The 23,152-nt window shown below is 36.6% G+C and carries 23 protein-coding genes and 1 other annotated feature; of the genes, 16 read left to right on the top strand and 7 right to left on the bottom strand.

The genetic code is table 11. The features are described from left to right. Positions 1–9: 9 nt before the first annotated feature. The 7 genes from dapA (at position 10) to B9N79_RS12315 (ending at position 7,988) form a co-directional block, all read left to right on the top strand. Positions 10–888: a 4-hydroxy-tetrahydrodipicolinate synthase gene (dapA, locus tag B9N79_RS12345; protein ID WP_085118429.1), complete on the top strand. Its 879-nt coding sequence runs from the start codon at positions 10–12 to the stop codon at positions 886–888. 38 nt (positions 889–926) lie between these two features. Continuing rightward, positions 927–2,093: an iron-containing alcohol dehydrogenase gene (locus B9N79_RS12340; RefSeq protein ID WP_040061302.1), complete on the top strand. Its 1,167-nt coding sequence runs from the start codon at positions 927–929 to the stop codon at positions 2,091–2,093. A gap of 20 nt (positions 2,094–2,113) precedes the next feature. Next, a complete protein-coding gene (locus B9N79_RS12335) occupies positions 2,114–3,427 on the top strand; it encodes a four-carbon acid sugar kinase family protein (RefSeq protein WP_040061304.1) in 1,314 nt (437 codons plus the stop codon). 24 nt (positions 3,428–3,451) lie between these two features. Beyond that, positions 3,452–4,456 carry a 4-hydroxythreonine-4-phosphate dehydrogenase PdxA gene (pdxA, locus tag B9N79_RS12330; RefSeq protein WP_019393653.1) on the top strand — a complete coding sequence of 335 codons (1,005 nt, stop codon included), beginning with the start codon at positions 3,452–3,454 and terminating at the stop codon, positions 4,454–4,456. A gap of 146 nt (positions 4,457–4,602) precedes the next feature. Next, entirely contained in the window at positions 4,603–6,021 is a 1,419-nt protein-coding gene (locus B9N79_RS12325) for a sodium:solute symporter family protein (RefSeq protein WP_040061306.1), read from the top strand. 23 nt (positions 6,022–6,044) lie between these two features. Next, complete coding sequence (locus tag B9N79_RS12320) at positions 6,045–7,226, top strand: sialidase family protein (protein ID WP_040061308.1); 1,182 nt, start codon at positions 6,045–6,047, stop codon at positions 7,224–7,226. A 15-nt stretch (positions 7,227–7,241) separates the two neighbouring features. Continuing rightward, a complete protein-coding gene (locus B9N79_RS12315) occupies positions 7,242–7,988 on the top strand; it encodes an SDR family NAD(P)-dependent oxidoreductase (protein ID WP_019393656.1) in 747 nt (248 codons plus the stop codon). A 50-nt stretch (positions 7,989–8,038) separates the two neighbouring features. Here B9N79_RS12315 and B9N79_RS12310 read toward each other — a convergent pair whose 3' ends face one another. After that, positions 8,039–9,226, bottom strand: coding sequence for an RtcB family protein (locus B9N79_RS12310; protein ID WP_040061310.1), 1,188 nt, complete (start codon positions 9,224–9,226; stop codon positions 8,039–8,041). A gap of 222 nt (positions 9,227–9,448) precedes the next feature. Here B9N79_RS12310 and B9N79_RS12305 point away from each other — a divergent pair, with 222 nt between their 5' ends. From B9N79_RS12305 to csaA, 3 genes are all read left to right on the top strand, one after another. Beyond that, positions 9,449–9,865 (top strand): YfmQ family protein, encoded by a 417-nt coding sequence (locus B9N79_RS12305; RefSeq protein WP_040061312.1) that lies wholly within the window; start codon positions 9,449–9,451, stop codon positions 9,863–9,865. Between the two features lie 204 nt (positions 9,866–10,069). After that, positions 10,070–10,291: a SunI/YnzG family protein gene (locus B9N79_RS12300; protein WP_040061314.1), complete on the top strand. Its 222-nt coding sequence runs from the start codon at positions 10,070–10,072 to the stop codon at positions 10,289–10,291. A 118-nt stretch (positions 10,292–10,409) separates the two neighbouring features. After that, positions 10,410–10,739 (top strand): chaperone CsaA, encoded by a 330-nt coding sequence (gene csaA, locus B9N79_RS12295; RefSeq protein WP_040061316.1) that lies wholly within the window; start codon positions 10,410–10,412, stop codon positions 10,737–10,739. A 128-nt stretch (positions 10,740–10,867) separates the two neighbouring features. Here the strand turns inward: csaA and B9N79_RS12290 are convergent, their stop codons facing one another. Further along, complete coding sequence (locus tag B9N79_RS12290; protein WP_275080543.1) at positions 10,868–12,331, bottom strand: L-lactate permease; 1,464 nt, start codon at positions 12,329–12,331, stop codon at positions 10,868–10,870. A 118-nt stretch (positions 12,332–12,449) separates the two neighbouring features. On the opposite strand from B9N79_RS12290, the gene B9N79_RS12285 reads away from it, so the two are divergent. Then, on the top strand, positions 12,450–13,007 hold the full coding sequence (locus B9N79_RS12285; protein ID WP_085118427.1) for a helix-turn-helix domain-containing protein: 558 nt from the start codon (positions 12,450–12,452) through the stop codon (positions 13,005–13,007). A gap of 32 nt (positions 13,008–13,039) precedes the next feature. On the opposite strand, the gene B9N79_RS12280 is transcribed toward B9N79_RS12285, so the two are convergent. Continuing rightward, positions 13,040–13,990 (bottom strand): DMT family transporter, encoded by a 951-nt coding sequence (locus B9N79_RS12280; RefSeq protein ID WP_040061322.1) that lies wholly within the window; start codon positions 13,988–13,990, stop codon positions 13,040–13,042. A gap of 106 nt (positions 13,991–14,096) precedes the next feature. Between B9N79_RS12280 and B9N79_RS12275 the strand changes: the two genes are divergently transcribed. After that, entirely contained in the window at positions 14,097–14,987 is an 891-nt protein-coding gene (locus tag B9N79_RS12275; protein ID WP_040061324.1) for an AraC family transcriptional regulator, read from the top strand. Positions 14,988–15,011: 24 nt separating this feature from the next. On the opposite strand, the gene B9N79_RS12270 is transcribed toward B9N79_RS12275, so the two are convergent. The 3 genes from B9N79_RS12270 to B9N79_RS12260 are packed head-to-tail and all read right to left on the bottom strand — an operon-like array spanning position 15,012 to position 16,266. After that, entirely contained in the window at positions 15,012–15,362 is a 351-nt protein-coding gene (locus B9N79_RS12270) for a DMT family transporter (RefSeq protein ID WP_040061326.1), read from the bottom strand. A gap of 23 nt (positions 15,363–15,385) precedes the next feature. After that, on the bottom strand, positions 15,386–15,715 hold the full coding sequence (locus B9N79_RS12265; RefSeq protein WP_019393666.1) for a DMT family transporter: 330 nt from the start codon (positions 15,713–15,715) through the stop codon (positions 15,386–15,388). Between the two features lie 11 nt (positions 15,716–15,726). Next, positions 15,727–16,266 carry a TetR/AcrR family transcriptional regulator gene (locus tag B9N79_RS12260; RefSeq protein WP_040061328.1) on the bottom strand — a complete coding sequence of 180 codons (540 nt, stop codon included), beginning with the start codon at positions 16,264–16,266 and terminating at the stop codon, positions 15,727–15,729. A gap of 455 nt (positions 16,267–16,721) precedes the next feature. Here B9N79_RS12260 and abc-f point away from each other — a divergent pair, with 455 nt between their 5' ends. The 4 genes from abc-f (at position 16,722) to B9N79_RS12240 (ending at position 21,188) form a co-directional block, all read left to right on the top strand. Then, positions 16,722–18,350, top strand: coding sequence for a ribosomal protection-like ABC-F family protein (gene abc-f, locus B9N79_RS12255; protein WP_040061330.1), 1,629 nt, complete (start codon positions 16,722–16,724; stop codon positions 18,348–18,350). 119 nt (positions 18,351–18,469) lie between these two features. Next, a complete protein-coding gene (gene solA / locus B9N79_RS12250; protein ID WP_040061332.1) occupies positions 18,470–19,612 on the top strand; it encodes an N-methyl-L-tryptophan oxidase in 1,143 nt (380 codons plus the stop codon). A gap of 77 nt (positions 19,613–19,689) precedes the next feature. Further along, entirely contained in the window at positions 19,690–20,574 is an 885-nt protein-coding gene (locus B9N79_RS12245; protein WP_046217567.1) for a Vgb family protein, read from the top strand. A gap of 128 nt (positions 20,575–20,702) precedes the next feature. Next, positions 20,703–21,188, top strand: coding sequence for a small multi-drug export protein (locus B9N79_RS12240; RefSeq protein ID WP_019393671.1), 486 nt, complete (start codon positions 20,703–20,705; stop codon positions 21,186–21,188). A gap of 96 nt (positions 21,189–21,284) precedes the next feature. On the opposite strand, the gene B9N79_RS12235 is transcribed toward B9N79_RS12240, so the two are convergent. Further along, a complete protein-coding gene (locus tag B9N79_RS12235) occupies positions 21,285–22,625 on the bottom strand; it encodes an amino acid permease (protein ID WP_040061336.1) in 1,341 nt (446 codons plus the stop codon). A gap of 117 nt (positions 22,626–22,742) precedes the next feature. Further along, positions 22,743–22,975 (bottom strand) — a binding site (T-box leader). Positions 22,976–23,152 lie beyond the last annotated feature (177 nt).

The raw sequence follows: 23,152 nt of genomic DNA, 5'->3' as shown, positions 1-23,152 counted from the left end.
GAAATCAAAATGAAAGTAAAAGGCATCATTCCAGCGTTACTAACACCTTTAACAGCTCAACAGAAAGTTAATGAACCTGTATTGCGCCAGCTAGCAAACTCGCTTATTGATGCAGGAGTACACGGGCTCTTTGCTCTAGGTACAAACGGTGAGTTTCATTTATTAACAGAAGAAGAAAAATTAAAAATTGCTGAAGTGCTTGTAGAAGAAGTAAATGGAAGAGTTCCCGTTGTTGTAGGGACAGGAGGAAATAGCACAGAAGAAGTGATTTCTTTGTCTAACAAGATGGAGAGATTAGGAGTTGATGCTCTTTCTATCATTACCCCTTATTTTGTTACTCCAACGCAAGAAGAGGTAATTGTTCATTTTCAAAAAATAGCTTCCTCAACTTCTCTACCTATTCTTCTATATAACATTCCTTCAAAAACTGGGATGAGTTTAAATCCGCAAACAGTGGCAACTTTAGCTAAGGTTGACAATATTATCGGAATTAAAGATAGCAGTGGAAACTTCGAAAATATTAAACAGTATATTTATGAAACAAAGGAAGAAGACTTTAGCATATTAGCAGGTACAGATTCTCTTATTCTAAAAACGTTACAAGAAGGCGGCGTTGGCGCAATAGCAGCAACTGCCAATATGATTCCTGAAATAGTTGTTGATATTTACAACAATTGGTCCCAAGGTAATCTGGATAAAGCAGAAGAAGCCCAACAAAAGTTACATCCTTTACGTGATACTTTTCAATATGGAACGTTACCAGCAGCTTTAAAAAAGGCTGTAGAACTTTATGGGCTTCCGGTCGGGCCACCGAAGTTCCCTGTTCAACCGATTTCAGGAATGGAACTTGCTCATATTCAGAAGATGGTTGAGGGCTACAAAAAATAAAGTGTAAGTGAATGATAGAAAGGAAAGAGGGCGAGTAGATGACAAACTTATATCAATTTCAAACAGCTGATCATATTATTTCAGGTGCTGATAGTCTCAAAAATATAGGAGAGTATCTTCATCTTTTAGGGGAAGAGCTTAAAAGAACGTTAATTGTGACACAGCCAACGATGAAACGTTTGGGTTTTGTTGAGCAAGTGAAGAATGACTTAGCCAAACATGGAATTGAATCAGATATAAACATTGACGTTCTTCCAGAACCTACACTTCAGAATATTGAAGAAGTTTTCGAATCTATAAAACATCAACAATATGATGTGTTCATTGGACTTGGGGGAGGAAGCGTTCTTGACGCAGTTAAAATTCTCTCTGTTCTAGCAACAAATAAACAATCCCTTAAAGACATGTTAGGAACGGATTTAGTGGAGAAACCAGGAATTCCAACACTTTTAATTCCATCCACTTCAGGAACAGGTTCTGAAGTAACGCCAAACGCCATTGTAACTATTCCTGATGAAGAACTGAAGATAGGGGTAGTCAGTAAGCATCTTCTTCCAAACCTTGTTTTTCTTGATCCTATTTTAACGCTTAGTTTGCCTCGCCCAATTACGGCTGCAACAGGGATGGATGCGTTCACACATTCGCTTGAGTCATTTATCTCAAATAAAGCAAATTTAATTAGTGACATGGTAGCAATGGAATCTATTCGTCTTATCTCAGCTAGCATTGTTGAAGCATATCAAAATGGTTCTTCTGTTGTAGCACGTGAGAAAATGCTTCTTGGTTCAATGTACGGAGGAATGGCTTTAACAAGCGCAGGAACAGCAGCAGTTCATGCCTTAGCTTATCCGTTAGGAGGCAAATTTAAAATTCCACACGGTGTTGCGAACTCTATGCTCCTTCCACACGTAATGAAATTTAATATGGACGCAATTGAAGAACGTCTCTCTCTAGTAGCCCAACCAATGGGAATTGACACAAGAGAGTTAACCGAAAGAGAAGCAGCAGAAAAAGTAGTCGAAAAAATCGTAGAATGGACTAACTTGTTAGAAATTCCACAAAATCTTAAAGAGTATGGAGTAACAGAAGAAGACGTTTCTTCATTAGCAGTTTCGGCTTCAAAAGTAACGCGTCTTTTAAATAACAATCCAAAAGAGCTAAGCTTAGAAGATATGGAAACAATCTACCGCAAACTACTTGTTTAACGTAAAGGTGATGATGATTGATGAGAATATCCGTAATTTCTGATGATTTAACTGGAGCAAGTGATTGCGGAGGTCAGCTAGTCCAATATGGGCTTGATGTATCTGTTGTTCTGCAAAAATATCATGAAAAAGTTCAAGAAAACCAAGCTGTTATCTTTAATACAGATAGCCGTGCTTTAGCTGAAAATGAAGCCTATAAAAGAGTGAGAAAAGTAGCGAAGTGGGTTCAGAAACAACCATTTGATATTGTATACAAAAAAATTGATTCCACAATGAGAGGAAACATTGGGCAAGAAATCAATGCTGTTGCGGATGTTTTTTGTCCCGATTTTGTGTTAATCTCACCCGCTTTTCCTAAAGCAGGACGTCAAGTTGTAGATGGTATTCACTTTCTGCATCAAAAGGAGCTTCACGAAACAGAAGTAGCAAATGACCCTAAAACTCCTGTAAGAGAGTCGGAAATTTCACATTTAATTGAACAACAAGCTAAACGAAAGGTTGGTCACCTTTTTTATAAAGACTTGCGAATCGGCAGTGAAAATGTGGGTAAGAAGCTTGCTCAATTTAAAGAACAAGGAATTTCATATATAACAGTTGATGCGATTGAAGAAAGAGATTTAAGCTCTCTTGTCACAGCCGTTGCTCAAACAGATCTTTCTGTTGTTTGGGTCGGATCGACAGGGCTTATTAACTACTTACCGCCTCTTTACGGATTACAAAAAAAAAGAGATCAGCTTCAGCTTACTTATAATAACAATCCAGTTTTATTTGTTGTAGGAAGCGTAAGTAAAGTTGGTAGAAATCAGCTTCACACACTCCAATGTAGAACAAACACAGTTGGCTTAGAAATAAACCCGAAAAACATTCTAGAGCCAAAGGAAGGGTTGAGAAAAGAAATTCATCGCATTCTAACTGAAGCTGGCGAAGCTTTTAAATACGGGAAAAATGTTGCCTTGTTCTCGTCTGCAAAAGTGAAAGAAACACAAGAAATGGCGAAGAAATATGGTTATAGTGCTGTGAGAATAAGTAACGAAATTTCAGCTATGCTTGGAGACGTTTCGTGCAAACTTATAGAAGTTTACGGTCTTAAGAACCTCTTTCTTACAGGGGGAGATACCGCTCAGCAAGTACTAAACAGGTTAAACGCAAACTCTTTTCAACTCATGGATGAGGTGGAAGCTGGGATTCCACTCGGAAAGCTTGATAATCAAGAGATTTTTGCCGTTACAAAAGCAGGAAGCTTTGGAACTGAACTAGCAATGGTGAAATCGCTTTATAAACTGCAAGGAAGAAAAAGCGATCGTTTAGATGCTTTAAATCATAAAACGGTTTGAAATTTGAAGCTTGAGGAGGCTATTATGAAACCTATTATTGGAATTACAATGGGAGATGGAGCTGGGGTAGGACCTGAAGTTATTGTCAAAGCACTTGCTCATTCTTCGGTTTATGAAATGTGTGACCCGGTTGTTATTGGCGATGCAAAAATTTTGAAAAGAGCTGCAGAGTTGCTACAGTCTTCTGCAGAGATACGAGAGATTCACAATGTTACCGAAGGGAAATTTATTCATGGTGTGATAAATTGCATTAGTCTTGATCTTCTTCCAGAGAACTTACCATTTGGGGAGGTTTCACCTGAGGCAGGAAGCGCTGCATTCAAATTTATTGAAAAAGCCATTCATCTAGCCAAAGAGAAAGCAATCCACGCTATTTGCACAGCACCGTTAAATAAAGAAGCGCTTCATAAAGGTGGTTATTCGTATCCTGGTCATACTGAAATTTTAGCAGAACTAACAGATACAAAAAGCTACTCTATGATGTTGTCATCCCCAAAACTAAAAGTGATTCACCTTACAACTCACGTTGGATTAAGAAAAGCGATTGATTTAATTAATCCGGAAAGAACGTACACAGTGGTGAAATTAGCGCATGAAACACTACAAAGAGCTGGGTACAGTGATCCGAAGATCGCCGTTTGCGGGATTAATCCTCATGCTGGAGAAAATGGTCTCTTTGGTGAAGGAGAAGAGGAAGAAAAGCTTGTTCCTGCTATTGAAAAAGCAGCAAACGAAGGAATGAATGTTACAGGACCATATCCGGCTGATACCCTCTTTTTCCGAGCAGTTCGAGGAGATTTTGATATTGTGATTGCTTGCTATCATGATCAAGGGCATGTGCCAATCAAAGTGTTAGGACTTGAAGAAGGAGTTAATATTACAGTTGGATTAAACGGGGGAGTTATCCGAACGTCAGTTGATCATGGTACAGCTTTTGACATTGCAGGAACTGGGATTGTTGATGAACGTAGTATGCTGGCAGCTATTGCTTCAGCAGCGGAATTAGCTCCAAAAGAAGCGGTGAAATAGCATAAGGAAGTGGAGGCTTTTAAGGCCTTCTCCTTTAGGAATACACATGTAAGCGTTATCTTTTATAGGGTAGATAGAGTTGTAAGGTGATTTATAAAACAAGGATTTTAAAAGCTGGAAAAGATCCTTATAGGGGGATGCGGAGGATGGAAACGTTAAATCCGGGGAGTTTAACTTTTGTACTAGGTGTTATTGTCGTATATATATTATTTACAACATGGCTAACAATGAGGTTGCGAAGTAAATCGAGTGCTGAATTCAACAATGCAGCAAAATCACTGCCAGCGATTGTTGTTGGAATTCTATTAATGTCAGAGTTCATTGGAACAAAGTCTACAGTAGGAACGGCAGAATCATCGTTTACAAACGGAATTGCTTCCTCTTGGTCACTGATTACTGTAACAATTGCCTTTTTCCTTTTTTCTTTCTTTCTTGTAAATAAGTTTTATGGAACTGGAAAATATACAATTTCAGGAATTATTGAACAAAAGTTTGGAAAGTCAACAAAGATGGTAGTATCCGTTATTATGATTGTAGCCCTTCTTCTTGTGAATCTAGGAAACTATTTAAGTGGTTCAGCAGCTATTGCTTCTATATTAGGATTACCGCTTATGACTTGCGCTATTATTACAGCAATTGTCAGTACGTTTTACTTCACTTTTGGGGGAATGAAAGGCGTAGCATGGGTTACCATTCTTCACTCACTTGTTAAATATGCGGGAATCATGATCACAGTAGTGGTAGCCATTTATTTATGCGGTGGATTTAAGCCTGTAGCAGCAGAGCTTCCCACACACTATTTTACATGGGATGGAACAATTGGTGGTGCAACAATTTTTGCTTGGCTTATTGGAAATATGGGTGCTATTTTTTCCACACAGTTTATCATTCAAGCAATTACTTCATCCAAAAGTGCAAAAGAAGCGAAAAGATCAAGTTTGTATGCTGCATTGTTATGCTTACCATTAGCGATTGCCATTGGAATTATCGGAGTTTGTGCCCGCTATTTGTACCCAAATATTGACCCTATCTATGCTTTTCCAGTATTTTTAGAGCATATGAATCCTATCTTAACAGCTATTGTAGCAACATCTCTAGTCGCTTCTATTTTTGTAGGAGTATCAACTGTTGCTCTTGCAACAACAACGTTAATCATTGATGACTTTTATGCTCCAAAAGCAAAACCATCTTCTGAAAAACTTATGAAAGTAACGCGTATTGTTTCTATTGTGGTTGGTTTTGTGCCTTTAATTGGGGTTGTATTAGCTCCAGAATTGCTAAGTTTGTCATTTTTCACTCGTGCATTAAGAACATCTATTGCTGTTGTAGCTGCTATGGGATTTTATCTTCCATTTTTCAGTACAAATCGAGGAGCAACGATTGGACTTGGTTTGTCAGGTGTATTAACGTCCCTATGGTATTTACTTGGAGATCCATACGGCATTGATAATATGTATATTGCTGTTATCACGCCATTTATTGTGATGGTGATTGATCGCTACATCGGAGGAAATAAAAAACGAAATATATCTGAAAGTTCAGAATTAAAGGGTGCGAAAATTTAAACAACCAAAAGGAGTGGCAAAAAATGAGCAATCAAACAGTTATTATTTCAGATGGAAAATTAAAAGAGGTAACAGAAGGGTTAAAAAGGATAGAAGCCTATTTACCTTCTGATTGCATTCAAAATCATGCCGCAAACTTGCTTGTACTAGATAATGGAGATCTACTATGCACGTGGTTTGCGGGAACGCAAGAAGGAATCCCGGACATTCATATTTATATATCTCGGTTAAAAAAAGGAGAAAGTTCTTGGAGCAAAGCAGTTAAAGTATCAGATGATCCAACTCGTTCAGAACAAAATCCTGTGTTATTTAAAGCTCCAGACGAGAAGATATGGTTATTGTATACAGCCCAAAAGTCGGGGAATCAAGATACAGCGATTGTACGCTACCGAATCTCAGAAGATAATGGGCATTCGTTTGGCCCTATTAAAACGCTATTTGATCAAGCAGGGACATTTATTCGTCAGCCAATTGTTGTGTTAGATAATGGTGAATGGCTTCTTCCAGTGTTTTATTGTCATACAACGAAAGGGAGAAAGTGGACGGGCCATAAAGATACAAGTGCTGTAAAAATTTCAAAAGATGAAGGGAAAACATGGGAAGAATACGAAGTGCCAAACAGCACTGGATGTGTTCATATGAATATTGAGAAGCTTGATAATGGAACTCTTTTAGCCCTATTTCGAAGCAGGTGGGCAGATTATATTTACATCAGCTATTCAGCTGATAGTGGAAGAACATGGAGTGAGCCTAAGCCGACAGAACTGCCAAACAACAATTCTTCGATTCAGTTTACAAAGTTAGCAAATGGCCATTTGGCTCTTGTTTTCAACAACATGAACGCTGAAAATTGCACGGAACGAAGAGCATCTCTTTACGACGATATTGAGGACGAAGAAAGTGAAGAAAATGTAGTGACAGAAGCGGTAGAGGATAGTGGAGAGAGAGAAGCATTCTGGGGAGCTCCTCGTGCTCCGATGACGGTTGCCGTTTCAGAAGACAACGGGGTGACATGGCCTTTTGTGAAGGATATTGAAGTTGGAGACGGCTATGCGATGACAAATAACTCAAAGGATAAACTTAACCGAGAATATTCCTATCCATCGATTAAGCAAGGAAGAGATGGAAATCTTCATATTGCGTTTACGTATTTTAGACAAACAATCAAGTATGTTCAGCTTACTGAGGAAGAAATTAAACGATAAGTGGAGGAACTTGCGATGCTGCTAGAAAATAAGATAGCGATTGTAACAGGAGCAAGCCGTGGAATTGGGAAGTCCATTGCCCTAACGCTTGCCAAACAAGGAGCTTCTCTTATTATTCATGGAACAAATGTTGAACTTCTTGAAAATTTGGCAGATGAAATCCGAACATTAGGAAGAGAATGTATTGTAAAAGCGGGAGACGTAGCAGATCCACATGTAGCTCATGAAGTTGTCGAAGTAGCCATTCATACATTTGGCCGAATAGATATTTTAGTCAATAATGCAGGGATGAATATGAGATCATCTACGCTCGAAATGGAAATTAAAGACTGGCAGCGCGTGCTTGACGTAAACTTAAATGGTACACTCTATTTTTGCAAAGCCGTTTTACCTCATATGATAGAACAAAATGGAGGAAAAATTGTAAACGTTAGCTCGACAACAGCAAAAACAGCGCATAAAAACGCGGCCCCGTCTTACGGAGCATCTAAAGCAGCGGTAAACTATTTAACGATGCACCTTGCCTTAGAAATGTCACCTTACAATATTTATGTGAATGCCGTATGTCCAGGTCCTGTTGAGACAGATATGAGCAGTCAATGGACAGAGGAATATCGTCAATCTGTAACAGGGCGCATTCCACTTCGAAAGTTAGGTAAACCGCAAAATGTTGCAGATAGCGTATTGTTTCTAGCCTCAGATATGGCTGACTTTATTACAGGGGAGACAATCAATATTAACGGTGGGACGTATATGAATTAGAGAGAAAAAGGAGACTAGTATTCTAGTCTCCTTTTTAGGATGTTTATTCTTTAATGTGCTTTAAAATTATAAAGTGGTTTAATTACTTCTTCAATAGTCAGCGCGTCTTTTGTATGCTCGATAATTTCCTTCATGGTCTTATATGCCATTGGACTTTCATCTAGCGTAGATTCTACAACAGATGTTGACCAGACATCTTTCATTGTTGTTTTATAATCTTCAAAAGGTACGACTTGTTTTGCTTTCGTACGTGACATCAGTCTTCCGGCCCCGTGAGGACCAGAGTAGTTCCAGTCTGGATTTCCTTTTCCATACGCAAGTATACTTCCATCACGCATATTCATTGGCACAATTACTCTTTCATCTCTTTGAGCAGAAATTGCTCCTTTTCTAAGAATCATATTGTCCATATCAATATAGTTATGAATCGTATCAAATCGCTCGGTGATGTTCCACTTCATATGATGAACGATTTCTTCAATCATAGCGCGACGGTTGTAAAGAGCATAGTTTTGGGCAATCTTCATATCATGCATATAATCTTCAAATCCTTGACCTTCTAAGTAAGCGAGTGCTTTTTTGATGTTTGAGGTCGCGACTGATTTTAAAGCATCTTGGATTTCACCATGTCTGCCTTCTGCTTTTAGTTTCTCCACAAGATCTCTTTTCTGTTCGCTTAAATCTGTTAATCTTTCATATGCTAGATTTTGATAGTGATCGGCAATTTGTCTGCCGAGATTGCGGGAGCCAGAGTGAATGACAAGATAAACATCACCATGTTTACTTTGATTTAGTTCTATAAAATGATTACCTCCGCCTAATGTTCCAATGCTGTATTTCGCTCGATGGACATTAATCGGAGCTCGTACCTCGTTATATGGAATCGCATTTGATAAAGAGTGTGGATTGTGACGCATCGAAAAACCGCTTGGAATATGTTTGCGGACCATTTCATCTAATTGATCATAAGATATCTGCTCTGCTGTTACATTCAACTTGGCAACAGCCATCCCGCAACCAATGTCAACCCCAACTAAATTAGGAACAATTTTATCTCCAATTGTCATGGTTGTTCCAATTGTGCATCCAGCTCCTGCATGAGTATCAGGCATAATGCGAATTTTATTATCTTTCACAAACTCCTGATCACAAAGTTCTACAATTTGTTCTCTTGCTTTGTTGTCTAAGTTCGTAGTAAATACTTTTGCTTTGTTGTACTTTCCACTTAGTTCAATCATATCTTTCTCCTTTAAATGTCTTATTAAGAGATTACTATATATTGGTATATTTTTCATCTTTTATTTTTATGAAAAATGAATTCTTTCACTATGAATGACTGTTATTTTTGAGGAGAAGAGGGCAGAGATGTCACGAATATGACAAAGATAAAGGGATGCTCGTATGGTAAGATAAAGAATGTAAATATCATAGGTAATTGAATTATAATGGAGATGATTAGTGTGACTTGGTTTTTTATAATTTCATTAGTTGTAATTAGTTTAGTTAAAATAATAATTGCCTGTCCGCCAAACTTTCTGGCAGAACGGCTTGTAGGAAAGTTCGAGCTTCATCCAAAGCTTGAAGAAAAAGATGTGACAATTCGTGTAGGAGAAAATCAAATAGAAGGGCAAGACAAAAACGAGGTTCTTCGCTCGTTTAACGAAGCCGTTTTTTTAAACCGCTACGATCTCTTTCCTAAAACAGATGGTACGCCTCTTGTGATTGAGACGAAAAAAGGAAGCAAAGATATTACATTTCTAGTTTATCGCTATAACGATCATGTGGACGTTTTTAAGCAATATAAGAAAACCACGGTTGCTTATCGTCTTCTTTCAGATTGCTTACAAGAACCAAGTAGAGTAGAAGCTGCGTATTAAATAAAAAGACGTTCAACATTATCTTGAACGTCTTTTTTTATATTAAAGCAAAGTTTGATGTTCATCTTTTTTCATTGTTCATTAGGTTTATGAGAGAAAGAAGGTCTTAAAACAATTACCTTTTAGTCAGCCTTTTTTTATTTTTCCTTTATATGTTAAAATGTAATTATAAGGAAGTGGGGCTATTAATTACAATAGACATGAATGTCGAAAAGAGAGAGAAAGAAAGAATTAATTATTCAATGGAGATTAGCGACAATTCATAGTTCACTAGAAGACGTTATTGAAGTCGCGGAAGATGAGACATATGTTGGAAAAGAAAAACAAGCAGTACATATTGGGATACGTTATGGAACAACAGATCGAATTGTTATTAAAACAATGAAACAGAACGATCTCCTGTTGATAACAAATATAAAATATTAGAAATTATCCATAAATAAAGAAAGCTAGTGAAAGTGTAGTCTTTCACTTTATTACCTCATAAATATCCGAAATACTCTGTTAAATCAACAAAAACAAACTAAGTCTTGGAGGAATAGCAATGGCAACAATCGAAGATTTTTTAAACTTAGATATTCGCGTTGGTACGATTATTAAAGCAGAACCATTTCTAGAAGCTCGAAAGCCAGCAATTAAATTAGAAATTGATTTTGGTGAAATAGGAATTAAACGCTCTTCAGCTCAAATTACAAAAAGATACAAACCAGAAACGCTAATAAATCAACAAGTAATTGCTGTTGTCAATTTTCCTCCTATGCGCATTGCAGGTTTTAAATCGGAGGTACTTGTTATAGGCGGCGTACCTGAGGAAGGTGATGTGGTTTTATTGAAGCCAGATCAGTTTGTAAAAAACGGCACGCCTATTGCTTGAGCATTAAAAAAAATGGATTTCTATGAGGTTCAAAATAAAGTAACTTTCAAAAAACCTGCAATTTTGCTCACAAGCAGGTTTTTTCGCTTATCTTTTAACCTATAGTGTTTGTAGCTGATTATGTTTTTTCAAATGCATAGTGACAAAAGAAGAATTTCAAAAGCTAAAAAACTTAGCGTTCCTGCTACGATAAAAGTCATTTTCCTTTGAATGCTACTCTCGTATTTTCCAACTTTACATACAGAAGTGCTTAACGTAACTCTAGATGGGTTAATCATAGTAACCATTGAAGAACTTACATTTTGAGTACAGGCTGCTAAAAGAGGCTTGGAGCTAATTTCAGCAGCTGTTTGGGTTTGAAGCTTAATAAACATTGTATTTGAAGCTGTATTACTTCCTGTGAGAAATCCGCCAACAGATCCAATAAAAGGAGAAAGGTAAATGAAATATGCTCCAAAGGAATAAGCGGCAAAGTTTGATAGAACATGAATCATTCCGGATGCTGCCATAATTTCTGAAATGAAGATAAATAGAAATGTTGTAAGAATAACCGGAAAACATTTCCTAACACTTAAATTTAAACTTTCTAAGATGTTTGGTATCGAGAGTTTAAAAAGAATGGTCGTGAAAATACAACTCAAAACGAGAAAGAAACCTGGAGAATATAACAATGGAAGTTCGAAATCATAGTTTTCCATTTTTATATTAAAGGTATTATTTAAATTTACTTTAAAACTAGGAATCATTCTAGAAGTAAGAAGAATAAACGATAAAAAAAGATAAGGGCTTATATTTTTAATGAATGTTAACTTTTCTAGGCAAGAAATATTAGGTGTTTTATTTTGTATTTTAATGAGTGTAAATACAACAATTATTGTAATAAGTGACCCAAATAAGCCTGCAAGTTCAACACTTATATACCTATTGCATAATAAAATACTACTGCTGAGAACTAAGCTTACAAAAATAATTTCGGGTAATCTTTTTAGAACTTTCCTTTTTCCCGCAGCAATCGTACATACTAAAATAGCAAAATAGATATAAAGAGGAAAAGACATTAAGGCACTTCCTATACCAAGCATATCTAAATTTACATTGCTTAATTCAGCACCGATAATTGTTCCTAAAGCTAGTGTTCCCCAAGGTATTGCGCATAAGCTAATTAAAGAGAGAAGAGAAGCTTGAATACCATTAAAACCTAAAGCAATAAGAATAGGAGCGATCACAATAATAGCTAGACCAAACCCGCTAACAGACTCTATTAGAGGAGATAGTCCTAGTGATAACATTAATACTTGGTAAATTCGGTCGTTTGTTGATAAAGAGATAAAGGATGCAATTTTTTTAATAGCTTCTGCTTTCTCCATGAGATGAAAAAGTAAAATACCGAAGAATAAAATGTAGAAAATCATAAAGGTTGTTAAAGAAGTTTTAACCATAGGATATAGCAACGCTGTTGGACTCTTATGAAAGAATGGAGAATGAGCAAGCAGAGCTGTTAGAATAAGAGTGAATATTCCTGTGAAAATAGAAGACTTTTTGAAAAAGAACAGAAGTGACAAGATACTGAAAAGAGGAAGAAAAGATAAAATAATCTCGAGAATAACAACACTTCCTATCTGTATTTATACTATAGAATAAAATTTTACACTATAGTATAATTAATTTCCACCCTTGTTTTTGAGAAAATGTGTAGAAGGTGTGATGAAAATGGGTTTTGGATCAAATATAAAAAATATGAGAAAAAAACAAAAGATGACTCTTCAAGAGCTTTCTTCGCAAAGTAATGTGAGCGTCTCGATGCTTTCACAAATTGAGCGTGAGGAAAAAAACCCCACGCTTCAAGTAGCTTGCCAAATTGCAGAGTCATTACATACAACATTATCGTTCCTTATTGAAGAGCAACAGCAAAAGGAAACGATCACAATAAGGAAAAAGGAACGTCTTATTTACCGTGATGAACGGTCAGGATTTGAGCGACATTTATTATCGCCTTCACTTCCTTCAAAAGGAGTGGAATTTATTTTAAATGTTGTCCCTCCGTTCAAAGAATCAGGCACTTTTCCCTCACACAAAAAAGGGGTAAAAGAATATATATTTGTAGCTAAAGGAACATTAAGGATTGAGTTAGGGAACAGCGTGTTCTTAGAAGAGTTAAAAGAAGGAGATTCTTTTTATTTTGAGGGGGATATAAAGCACCGGTTTATTAATGAAAGTAAAGAAGAATGTCATTATTATTTAGTAATTGATTCACACGAAAGCTCCTAATAATAGGAGATTTCGTGTGATAAAGCATTATGTTAGCTAATTTTTGAGCTAACATTTTTTTGTCCTTTCTTTAATTTAGCAGGCTTCTTGCTCCAAAAAGCTAAAATAAACACAACTCCTATGATGCAACATGCACCAAGCCATTGAAACGTTCCAAAAGGTGCTTTTAACCAAAAGACAGTTGTGATAACAGCTGCTAAAGGCTCTAAGCTTCCTAAAAGACTCGTTTCTTTTGGGGAGAGAGATTGTAAGCTTTTAATATAAAACCAAAAAGCGATCATTGTTCCGAACACAATAACAAATGCTAGGTATAAATAAGTTTTTAATGTGAAGGATGTCCACGCTGCTGCCCATAAAGGATGAATAAAGTTTAAAGCAACTCCACCTATAACCATTGCCCATCCTACAACAACAAGAGAGTCATACTTCTTCAAAAGCGGCGCTGCATATAAAGTATAAAAAGCAGCGGCAACTCCAGATAACACACCCCATACGATAGCTGGAATAGGGACATACATTTGAGAAAGCGACCCGTTTGTTAATAAAAGAAAAGACCCTAAAAGAGCGAGCAAAACGGTTATCATGTCACTCAGGGTGAAAACAATACGCTTTCGTAAAAGAAGATATACGATAATCATCACAGGTGATAAATATTGAAGCAGCGTTGCGGTAGCCGCATTTCCATAATCAATGGCTACCATATACGTATATTGAACACCAAGCATCCCAAAGATTCCAAAAATAATAAGGTGAAGGGCTACTTTTTTATCTTTCCACACCTTAAAAACTTCGCCCCGATTTTTCGTCACACATTTAAGACTTAAAAGTAGAAGTCCTGCGATAAGTAAGCGAATGACTACAAGCCAATTTACATCGATGCTATATTCTTGAAAAAGTTTCTTAGAGACCGTTCCGCCAATTCCCCAAAAAATAGCTCCTGTTATGACTAAAAATAACCCTATTTTGCGATTTTGTTCATTCATTATATCTCTCCTGTCTTTATACTACGATATTGTTATAATAAAAGAACAAAAAGGTTAAGAATACCGATATAGGATTAAAAAATATAACAATATTGAGGTGACCTTATTGAAAGAGAGAAGTTTTCAGATTGATGTAAACTTAAAGGAAATCACAAAACACCGTACAGAGACATTGCCTATTGCATGCTACGAAACAACCATTAGCGAAAATATAAACGGCTATATTCCGCTTCATTGGCATGAAGAAATTCAGCTTATTATTGTCCTAAAGGGAGAAGCCGTTTTTCAAATTAATGAAAACCAAAGGGCTGTTAAAGAGGGAGATGCACTTTTTATAAACAGTGGCTGTTTGCACATGGCAGAAGAAAAGAAAGGGTCAAACTGTGTTTATATTTGTTTAAATGTACTTCCGCATTTATTTTTATCTCAAGAGCTTTATACAACATATGGTTATCCATATGTCAAAGCTCCTCATTTGTCGTATATTTTTATAGATGGAACAGAGCGATGGGGGAAAAGTATAATAGAATCGATTTTAAAAGTGAAAGAGCTCTTAAAGGAAAAAGCTCCTTTCTTTGAAATCGATATTGTGACTCAATTAACAATGATATGGAAAAAATTAGTTTCTCATGCTTTTCAACAAAATTACCCTAAGACAAATACGCTGAAAAATGAGCGTATGAAAAAGATGCTGAACTGGATTCATGAGCACTACAAAGAGAAAATTACATTAAATGATATTGCCAGATCAGGGCAACTCAGCCGCTCTGAGTGCTGTCGATATTTCAAACGAATTTTACACACAACTCCAGTCAGCTATATAACGGAATATCGGATTCAAAAGAGCCTGCTCCTATTGTTAGAGGAAGAAGCGAGCGTGACGAATGTAGCGTATGCAGTAGGTTTTAATAGTACGAGTTATTTTATTGATCAGTTTAAAAAAGTGATGAAGATAACACCTTTTGTTTATCAACAGGAGAGAAGGGAAGAAAGTTGATATATTATTAGAAAAGCCATCATCTTAAGCTGATGATGGCTTTTCTTCTTCCTTATCAGAGCTAGAAGAGTTTAACAAAAATACTCCTAGAATGATCACGGCCAAACTTATAAATGTAATAACGTTAAATGCTTCTTTGAAAAAGACGATGCCAACAAGTGTAGTTAATCCAGTACCAGCACCAGCCCAGATGCCATATCCATGGCTTAGGGAAATGTACTTGAGAGAAAGGGCTAAAAAATAAAAAGCAAGCACAAATCCTAAGACAACCCCAAAAGAAGGAAGTAGAACAGTAAACCCGTTAGATAACTTTAGCATGCTTGTTCCAAAAACCTCACATATAATGGAGAGAGCGAGCAAAATATATCCCTTCATTTCAATTCCTCCTCTGCTATGAATCAATGAGCTTGACCTGTAGAGATTTTTAAGGCGATAACACCACAGATAATAAAAGCTAATCCGATTCCTTTTTTTAGATTAAAATGATCTTTAAAAACAACTACGCCGACAAGCGTAGTTAAAGCAGTACCAGCGCCAGCCCATATCGCATAAACCGTTCCTATAGGAAGAGTGCGAATGGCTAAAGATAGAAAATAAAAGGCGAGTCCCATTCCTATTACAACTCCTATCGAAGGCAAAAACTTCTTAAATCCTTCTGATTTTTTGAGCATTGTACTGCCAAAAACTTCACATATAATCGCAAAAGCTAAAAGAATGATAGCGTTCATTCCAATCCTCCTTACTTTGTCATTTCATATAATTTTTCAAACGTTTCCTTTTTTAACTCTTTTTCAATTGGTGCAATATCGAGCAGCTGTGAATAATAAAGACCGTCTATTGTTAGGCGAATAATAGCTCCTATAACGGGGTCTAGTCCATCGTTTAACAGCCGATCTTGAGTATATTCATAGCTTTTAACCATTGTTTTAGAAGCTTCTGGATTTAAAAGTGATTGAGCCATCACTGCTACATTAAGCTTTGAGTTATTTTCAAGATCCCATCTTGAAAGCTCAATGTAGGCTCTAGACCATCTTCCTTTTTCAATGGGATCATTCTCTGCTTTTTCATCCAGTAACAGGGTAAATTCCTCAAAAATAGATTGTGTTAAGCCAACTAATAAATCTTCTTTACTTGGAAAATGATAAAGAAGCCCACCTTTACTAATGCCTGCTTTTTTAGCAACTGCTTCAAGTGTTAAATTGTGAAAATCATGTTCAACAATCCACTCTGTAGCTGCTTTTAAAATAAGCGCTCGTTTTTCTTCAGATTTTGTAGTCATAAAATCACCTCTATAAAACCGTCCGGACGGTCTTTTTTATTCTTTGATAATTATACCGTCCAGATGGTCTTTTTTTCAAACGTAAAGCATAGGGATGGCTAAATGTTTTAGAATTCATACTTCTGAATAATAGGCAATATTTGCGTAACTACGTTCCTTATAAAAACGGCTAATGACTCAAAAGTAAATACACGGTTTTATCTCTCATAAATGTATGCTATACTTAACAGTAATATTATGACAAGGAGTGATGGGTGGACGATGATTAACTAATCTTATTTTTTTAGTTTGAAATCGGATATTTCAAATGACACAAAATAGGATTAGTCTGCCCACTTTTATAACTCTTTAGCTATTTTACAGTAGCTTATTTGTCTATGTATCGGTACGGCTAATCCTTCCAATTAATTTGGGAGGATTTTTTTGTCCTCCCATTATAGAAAGGGACGGATTTTATGAAAGAAATGTTGAAATTGCAGAATGTAAGCTATGAAGTGACGGAAAATAAGCTGTTTGACAAAATCAATGGAACGGTTCATAAAGGAGAAGTAATCGGGATTATTGGTAAAAATGGATCGGGAAAGTCTACGTTACTAAACCTAATTCATCAGCAGATACAGCCAACAAAGGGGCGTATTCAGTGGCTCGAAAAAAATATAAATGTTGTGTTTGTTGAACAGGAAAAGGAAGCGTACACTTCGACCTATGAACTCCCATTACAACGAAAACTTTTAAACGAATGGAGAGTGCCGCTCCATGATTTCTCAAAATTAAGCGGTGGAGAAAAGTTAAAAGCGCGCCTTGCACATGGATTTGCAGAAGAGAGTGATCTTTTATTGCTCGATGAGCCCACAAACCATCTTGATGAAGAAAGTTTAAATATTTTACAGAGTAAAATTACTGCTTATAAAGGGACAATTCTTCTTGTTTCCCATGATCGTGCTTTTTTAGATGATGTGGTAACTAAAATATGGGCTATTGAAAACAAACAGCTTATTGAGCATCATGGAAATTACTCCAGCTATATGAAAATGCGAAAAGAAAGAAGACGCGCTGAGCAGCGTGAATATGAAAAACAGCAAAAAATGATTGAACGGATTGAATCTCAAATGGATGAACTTTCTTCATGGTCAAAGAAAGCACATGCTGAGTCCACTAAAAAAGAAGGCTTTAAAGAATATCATCGTGTGAAAGCGAAAAGAACGGATTCTCAAATAAAGTCTAAAAGAAAACGGCTTGAAAAAGAGTTAGATAAAAAGAAAGTGGAGCGTGTCGAAGATGAATATACGGTACAGTTTTCTATTTCTTCTCATCATAAAGTTGGAAAACGCTTTTTAGAAGTTAAAAAGTTAACAAAGGCATTTAACGAAAAGATACTGTTCCAAAATGCGAATTTTACGATTCAGCACGGAGAAAAAGTAGCAATCACAGGGGAAAATGGAAGCGGGAAAACAACCTTGTTGAAGATTATAATGGGAGAAGAAACAGCAGAAGGAGACGTATGGATATCGCCATCTGCTCATATCGGCTATTTAACACAAGAAGTATTTGACCTGCCGTTTGCGCAAACACCAGAGCAACTTTTTTACCGGGAAACGTTTGCCGAAAGAGGTGAAGTTCAAAACTTAATGAAACACTTAGGTTTTATGTCTTCACAGTGGAAAGAGCCAATCGAAAAGATGAGCATGGGTGAGCGGGTAAAATGTAAGTTAATGATGTATATATTAGAAGAAAAAGACGTGCTTATTCTCGATGAGCCCACAAACCATCTTGATTTACCATCACGTGAACAGCTTGAAGAGACGCTTTCTCATTACAACGGTACGCTTCTTATTGTTTCTCACGATCGCTATTTTCTTGAGAAAACAACAGAGACGAAGCTCTTATTAACAAATGGAACTATTCAAAAACAATTCAATAAAATACCCGAAAAAAGAGACAATAGAGAAGAATTGAAGTTAAAACTTGAAACGGAAAGGCAAGAAGTATTAGGGAAACTTAGTTTTATAGCCCCAGGACATAAAGAATATGAGGAACTTGACCAGAAATTTAAAGAGTTAACAAAAAGGATTTTAGAGCTTTAATATAGCAAGAAAGTAGAAGAATATTTAGTTCTTCTACTTTTTTGTTATAATAGAGAGAATATTCTATACATACATCTTATAATCAACTAAAAACCGATAAAAGAGAAGGGGACATCACTATGCATTATGACATCATTATTATTGGAGCTGGATCCATGGGGATGGCAGCTGGCTATTACTTAGCAAAAAGCGGAAAAAACACATTATTGCTTGATGCATTCGATCCTCCACACACAGAGGGAAGTCATCACGGAGAAACGAGGATTATCCGCTATGCATATGGTGAAGGAGAAAAATATGTACCCCTGTTATTACAGTCTAAAAAGCTGTGGGCTGAACTTGAAAAAGAATGGGGACAAACTTTATTTACGAAAACAGGTGTTTTAACCCTTGGTCCGAAAGATTCGACATTTGTCCAAAACGTCATCTCAAGTGCCAAAACCTACGATTTACCACTAACCGTTATGACAGCTAAAGAAGTGAATGAAAAGTGGAAAGGCATTTCAATTGATGAACATTTAACAGGGTGCTTTGAGCCAACGTCAGGTGTTCTTCATAGTGAGAGATGTATTGAAGCATATCGTAAGCTTGCAGAGGAGGAAGGAGCGACTCTTTTGCCATATCGCAAAGTGATAAATCTTATAGTAAGTGAGGAACGGGTGACAGTAGAAACAGATAATGAAACGTTTACTTCGAAATCTCTTATTGTTTCAGGGGGAGCTTATTCAAATGAGCTGCTTTCTATGCTTCATTTAGATTTACCGCTACAGCCGATTCGCAAAACATTCGCTTGGTTTAATAGTGATGAGGAAATATATAACGAAAGAGAGTTCCCAGCCTTTGGTTTTGAGACGGAAGAAGGCATGTATTACGGTTTTCCGAGCATTAACAGGGCGGGGTTAAAAGTAGGCCGTCATGATACAGGACATCCTGTAGACCCTAATAATCCGTTAAAAGAATTTTCTACCTATAAGGAAGATGAACAAGATTTAACAAGCTTTTTAAAACAGTTTATTGTGCAGGAACCGAGCTTAAAGTATGGCAAAACGTGCATGTATACGATGACCCCTGATGAAGATTTTATTGTAGACTCTCATCCGAACTATCCAAATGTTGCGATTGCTGCTGGATTTTCTGGACACGGATTTAAATTTAGCAGTGCCATTGGGAAAGCGCTAAGCGAGCTTGTAACAAAAGGAGAGACTGAACAAGATCTTTCGCTATTTTCACTAGAGCGGTTTGAAAAGAAAAAACTTGTGTGAAGCACTGTTTTGTACAGGAATTCTTTCCTTTTATGAAGAAGCATGTAAGAAGCTATACATAAAAAGGAGGGTTCCTTATGAAGATGAGATATAAAGAGTATAACCTTTCACTCGAAAACTCAAGTCCTTATGGAATTACGGCAGGGACGGATGGAGAGTTGTGGTTTACACAGCATAAAGCAAACAGCATTGGACGGATTACGCTAGATGGACAACTTACGTATACAAAAGTTCCGACTGCTGATGCAGGTGTATTGCTTATTACGTCCTCATATAATGATGAACTATGGTTTACAGAAAATAAGGGAAATAAAATTGGGCGCTTAACATCTGAAGGAGAGATAAAGGAATATCCTCTTCCACACGAAGACTCAGCTCCATTTGGCATTACAAAAGGACCTGACGGTGATGTATGGTTTACAGAAACAAAAGGGAACCGGATTGGGAAAATTGCCTCGTCAGGAGAGATTACTGAATACAGCTTACCTGCTGGGGCTGCTTTTCCATCGTATATTGTATATGGTGCTGATGGGGCACTGTGGTTTACGTTAAATCAGAGTAACCAGATTGGAAGAATTACGGTAGCAGGAAATATAACCCTATTTAATTTGCCAACAGAGAATGCCGGTCCTGTTGGTATAACAGGAGGCCCTGATGATGCCCTATGGTTTGTTGAAATCAATGCGAATCAAATTGGACGCATCACCCTTGATGGAGAAATTTCAGAATATAAAATTCCTACATCACATGCTCGTCCACATGGCATTGCAACGGGCCCTGATGATGCGCTATGGTTTACGGAGTGGGGAAGAGACCAAATCGGGCGCATTACAACAGAAGGGGAGTTTAAAGAATATCAACTTCCAACAAAAAGTGCTGAACCACATGGTATTATCCTAGGGTCTGATGGGGCGCTATGGTTTGCCCAAGAATGTAATAAAATCGGGCGATTAAGTTTTTAGCAAGAAAAAGAAGTTCAAAAAATGAACTTCTTTTTTTGTTGAAAATGGCTTGAACCTCTCCCCACGTCACCTTTTATACTGAAAACTGTAAGATTTACCTATTGAAAAGGTAGGACGGAGGAGATCGATTGGTTGAAGAAATTTTGTATAGAATTAAAGAAATGCAGTTAATGTATCGTTTTGTGATGGTTTTTGTGATTGGATTTATTCCATTTCTTGAAGCTCATGTAGCAGTTCCTTTAGGTATTTTATTGGAGTTACCATTTGTTTTAACCGCATTTTTAGGTATAGGAGGAAATATTATTTCTGTGTTACTTGTTGTCTTGTTTGTTACTCTGATCAAGGATAAGTTAAACCACCATGACCGTTATCCTTCTATAAACAGACGGTTTGCAAAAGCAAGACATTACTTTGATAAGTATGGCGTACCTGGTCTAGCGCTGTTAGGCCCAATTGTTGGAGCTAATCATATTAGTGCACTAGTATCTGTGGCAGCAAGTGCGAGAAAAGAAAATATAGTTCTGTGGCAAGTCATAAGCATCACCGTGTGGGGGATAGGAAGCGGGCTTTTACTTTTCTATGGAATAGATGTCTATCAATGGTTAAAAAACTAGCAAAAAAGCATGGTGTTTATGTCCATGCTTTTTTGCTAGTTATAAAGAACGGTCTACTTAATCAATAGTTATATGAAACAAACCTTTTCCAATACCTTACTGAATTTGATGTCGTTTGAAAAAATACGTTAAAGTAATCAAAAGATAGATAGCAAGGGTGATACTTGTAATAATAAAAGAAGTTGTAAAAATAACGCCAACTAAGATTAAAAGCAAAGCAATAATCGCAAACCAAGTTGTGTAAGGAAACCATTTCACATGATAAGAGCTAACTTCAAACGAATTCTTACGTGACTTCACATGAGCAAGACCAATGATTAACCAAATAAATAGAACAGTATATCCTAAAGAGCCCATTAAGTAATCAAACGTTTTACTTCCTGCAACAAGGGAAATGATCACTCCTACATATAAAGAAGAGGTACATGTTAAAATTGCATAAACAGGAACTTTTCTTTTTGATAGTTTAGCAAATACTTTTGGAAGGCGACCATCAACAGCTTGTGTATATAGAACGCGAGATGAACCGTATAACCCTGAATTCATAGAGGAAATAATAGCAAGTAAAATGACCGCATTCATAATATGATCTGCACCAGGAATTCCAATCATTTTAAATACCATTACAAACGGACTTTCTTGAACGCCATTTACTTCATTCCAAGGAATCAAGCTAACGATAATAAAAAATGGAAAAATGTAAAAGGCAATAATACGTGTTAACGTACTGCGAACCGCTTTTGGAACAACTTTCTCAGGATTTTTAGTTTCTGCTAAAGTAACGCCGATAATCTCTGTTCCTCCGTAAGAATAAATAACAACAAGCATTGCTGTAATTAAACCAACAGAACCATTTGGAAAAAATCCATCATGCTTTGTTAAGTTTGAAAATCCAACTGCTTCATGACTGCCAAATGATACGAATAAAAGCAATACACCTGCTAAGATAAACAAGATAATAACGCTAATTTTAACCAAAGCCAACCAATACTCTGTTTCGGCAAAAACTTTTACAGAAAGTAGATTTACAACAGTGACTAGGACAGAAACAAGTAATGTTAAAAACCAAATTGGATACTGCGGAAACCAATATTGTAAGAATATTGCGGAAACTACAGCTTCAGCTGCAATGTTTAGCACCCACATCTTCCAATAAATCCAGTCTAAGAAATAAGCAGGATATTTGCCTAAATGAGACTGAACAAGATCGCGAAATGTTCTTGCTTTATTGTTTTGAACCGCCATTTCAGCGAGACCTTGCATAATAAATAATAAAATAATGCCTCCAATAAGATATGCAATAACAACAGATGGGCCTGCCATATCAATGGCTGAACTGCTTCCTTTAAATAAACCAGCCCCGATAGCTCCTCCTAATGCCATCATCATAATATGACGAGAAGTCATTGTGCGCTGTAAATTCTGGTTGTCTCTCATAACACTTACCTCCACTTTTCCATAATCAAGCTTTCTAATATCTCAATGTTTTATTCCGGCCGGATAACGTTTTAAAAAACAAAAAAGCTTATCGTCTCTTTTCTCATTTTGAATGAAAAAAGAGACGATAAGCTTCTTAGGCAAACCGCGGTACCACTCTTGTTGATTCTTTTCGAATCCTGCTCGTATACCTTATAACGTAGGTTATTCGTCAAAATATAGGGAACTTCCACTCCGTTCCATCTTGCTGCTCCTGGGCGAGTTCAAAGTGTTTATAGACTGCGTTGCACCAACCCGCAGCTCTCTGAATCTACGAAAAAACTTTTACTACTCCCATTCATTGCGTTTATACATGTAGTTGTGTTTGTTAGGTCTTTCGAATTAATAATCACTATAAAGGACGAATTATTTTTTGTCAACAATCAATTTTCAATAAATTCTCTTAAAAGGGCATGTTTAAGATGTTCTACATGGTTTTTAATTTTATTTTTTTCGATTGTTAAAATGTGCGTTAAAAGGGAAAAGAG

Origin of the sequence: Priestia filamentosa (genome assembly GCF_900177535.1) — a bacterium.
Taxonomy (GTDB): Bacteria; Bacillota; Bacilli; order Bacillales; family Bacillaceae_H; genus Bacillus_I; species Bacillus_I filamentosa.
The sequence above is the reverse complement of the archived record's forward strand: the minus strand, read 5'-3'. Positions and strand labels throughout refer to the sequence as shown.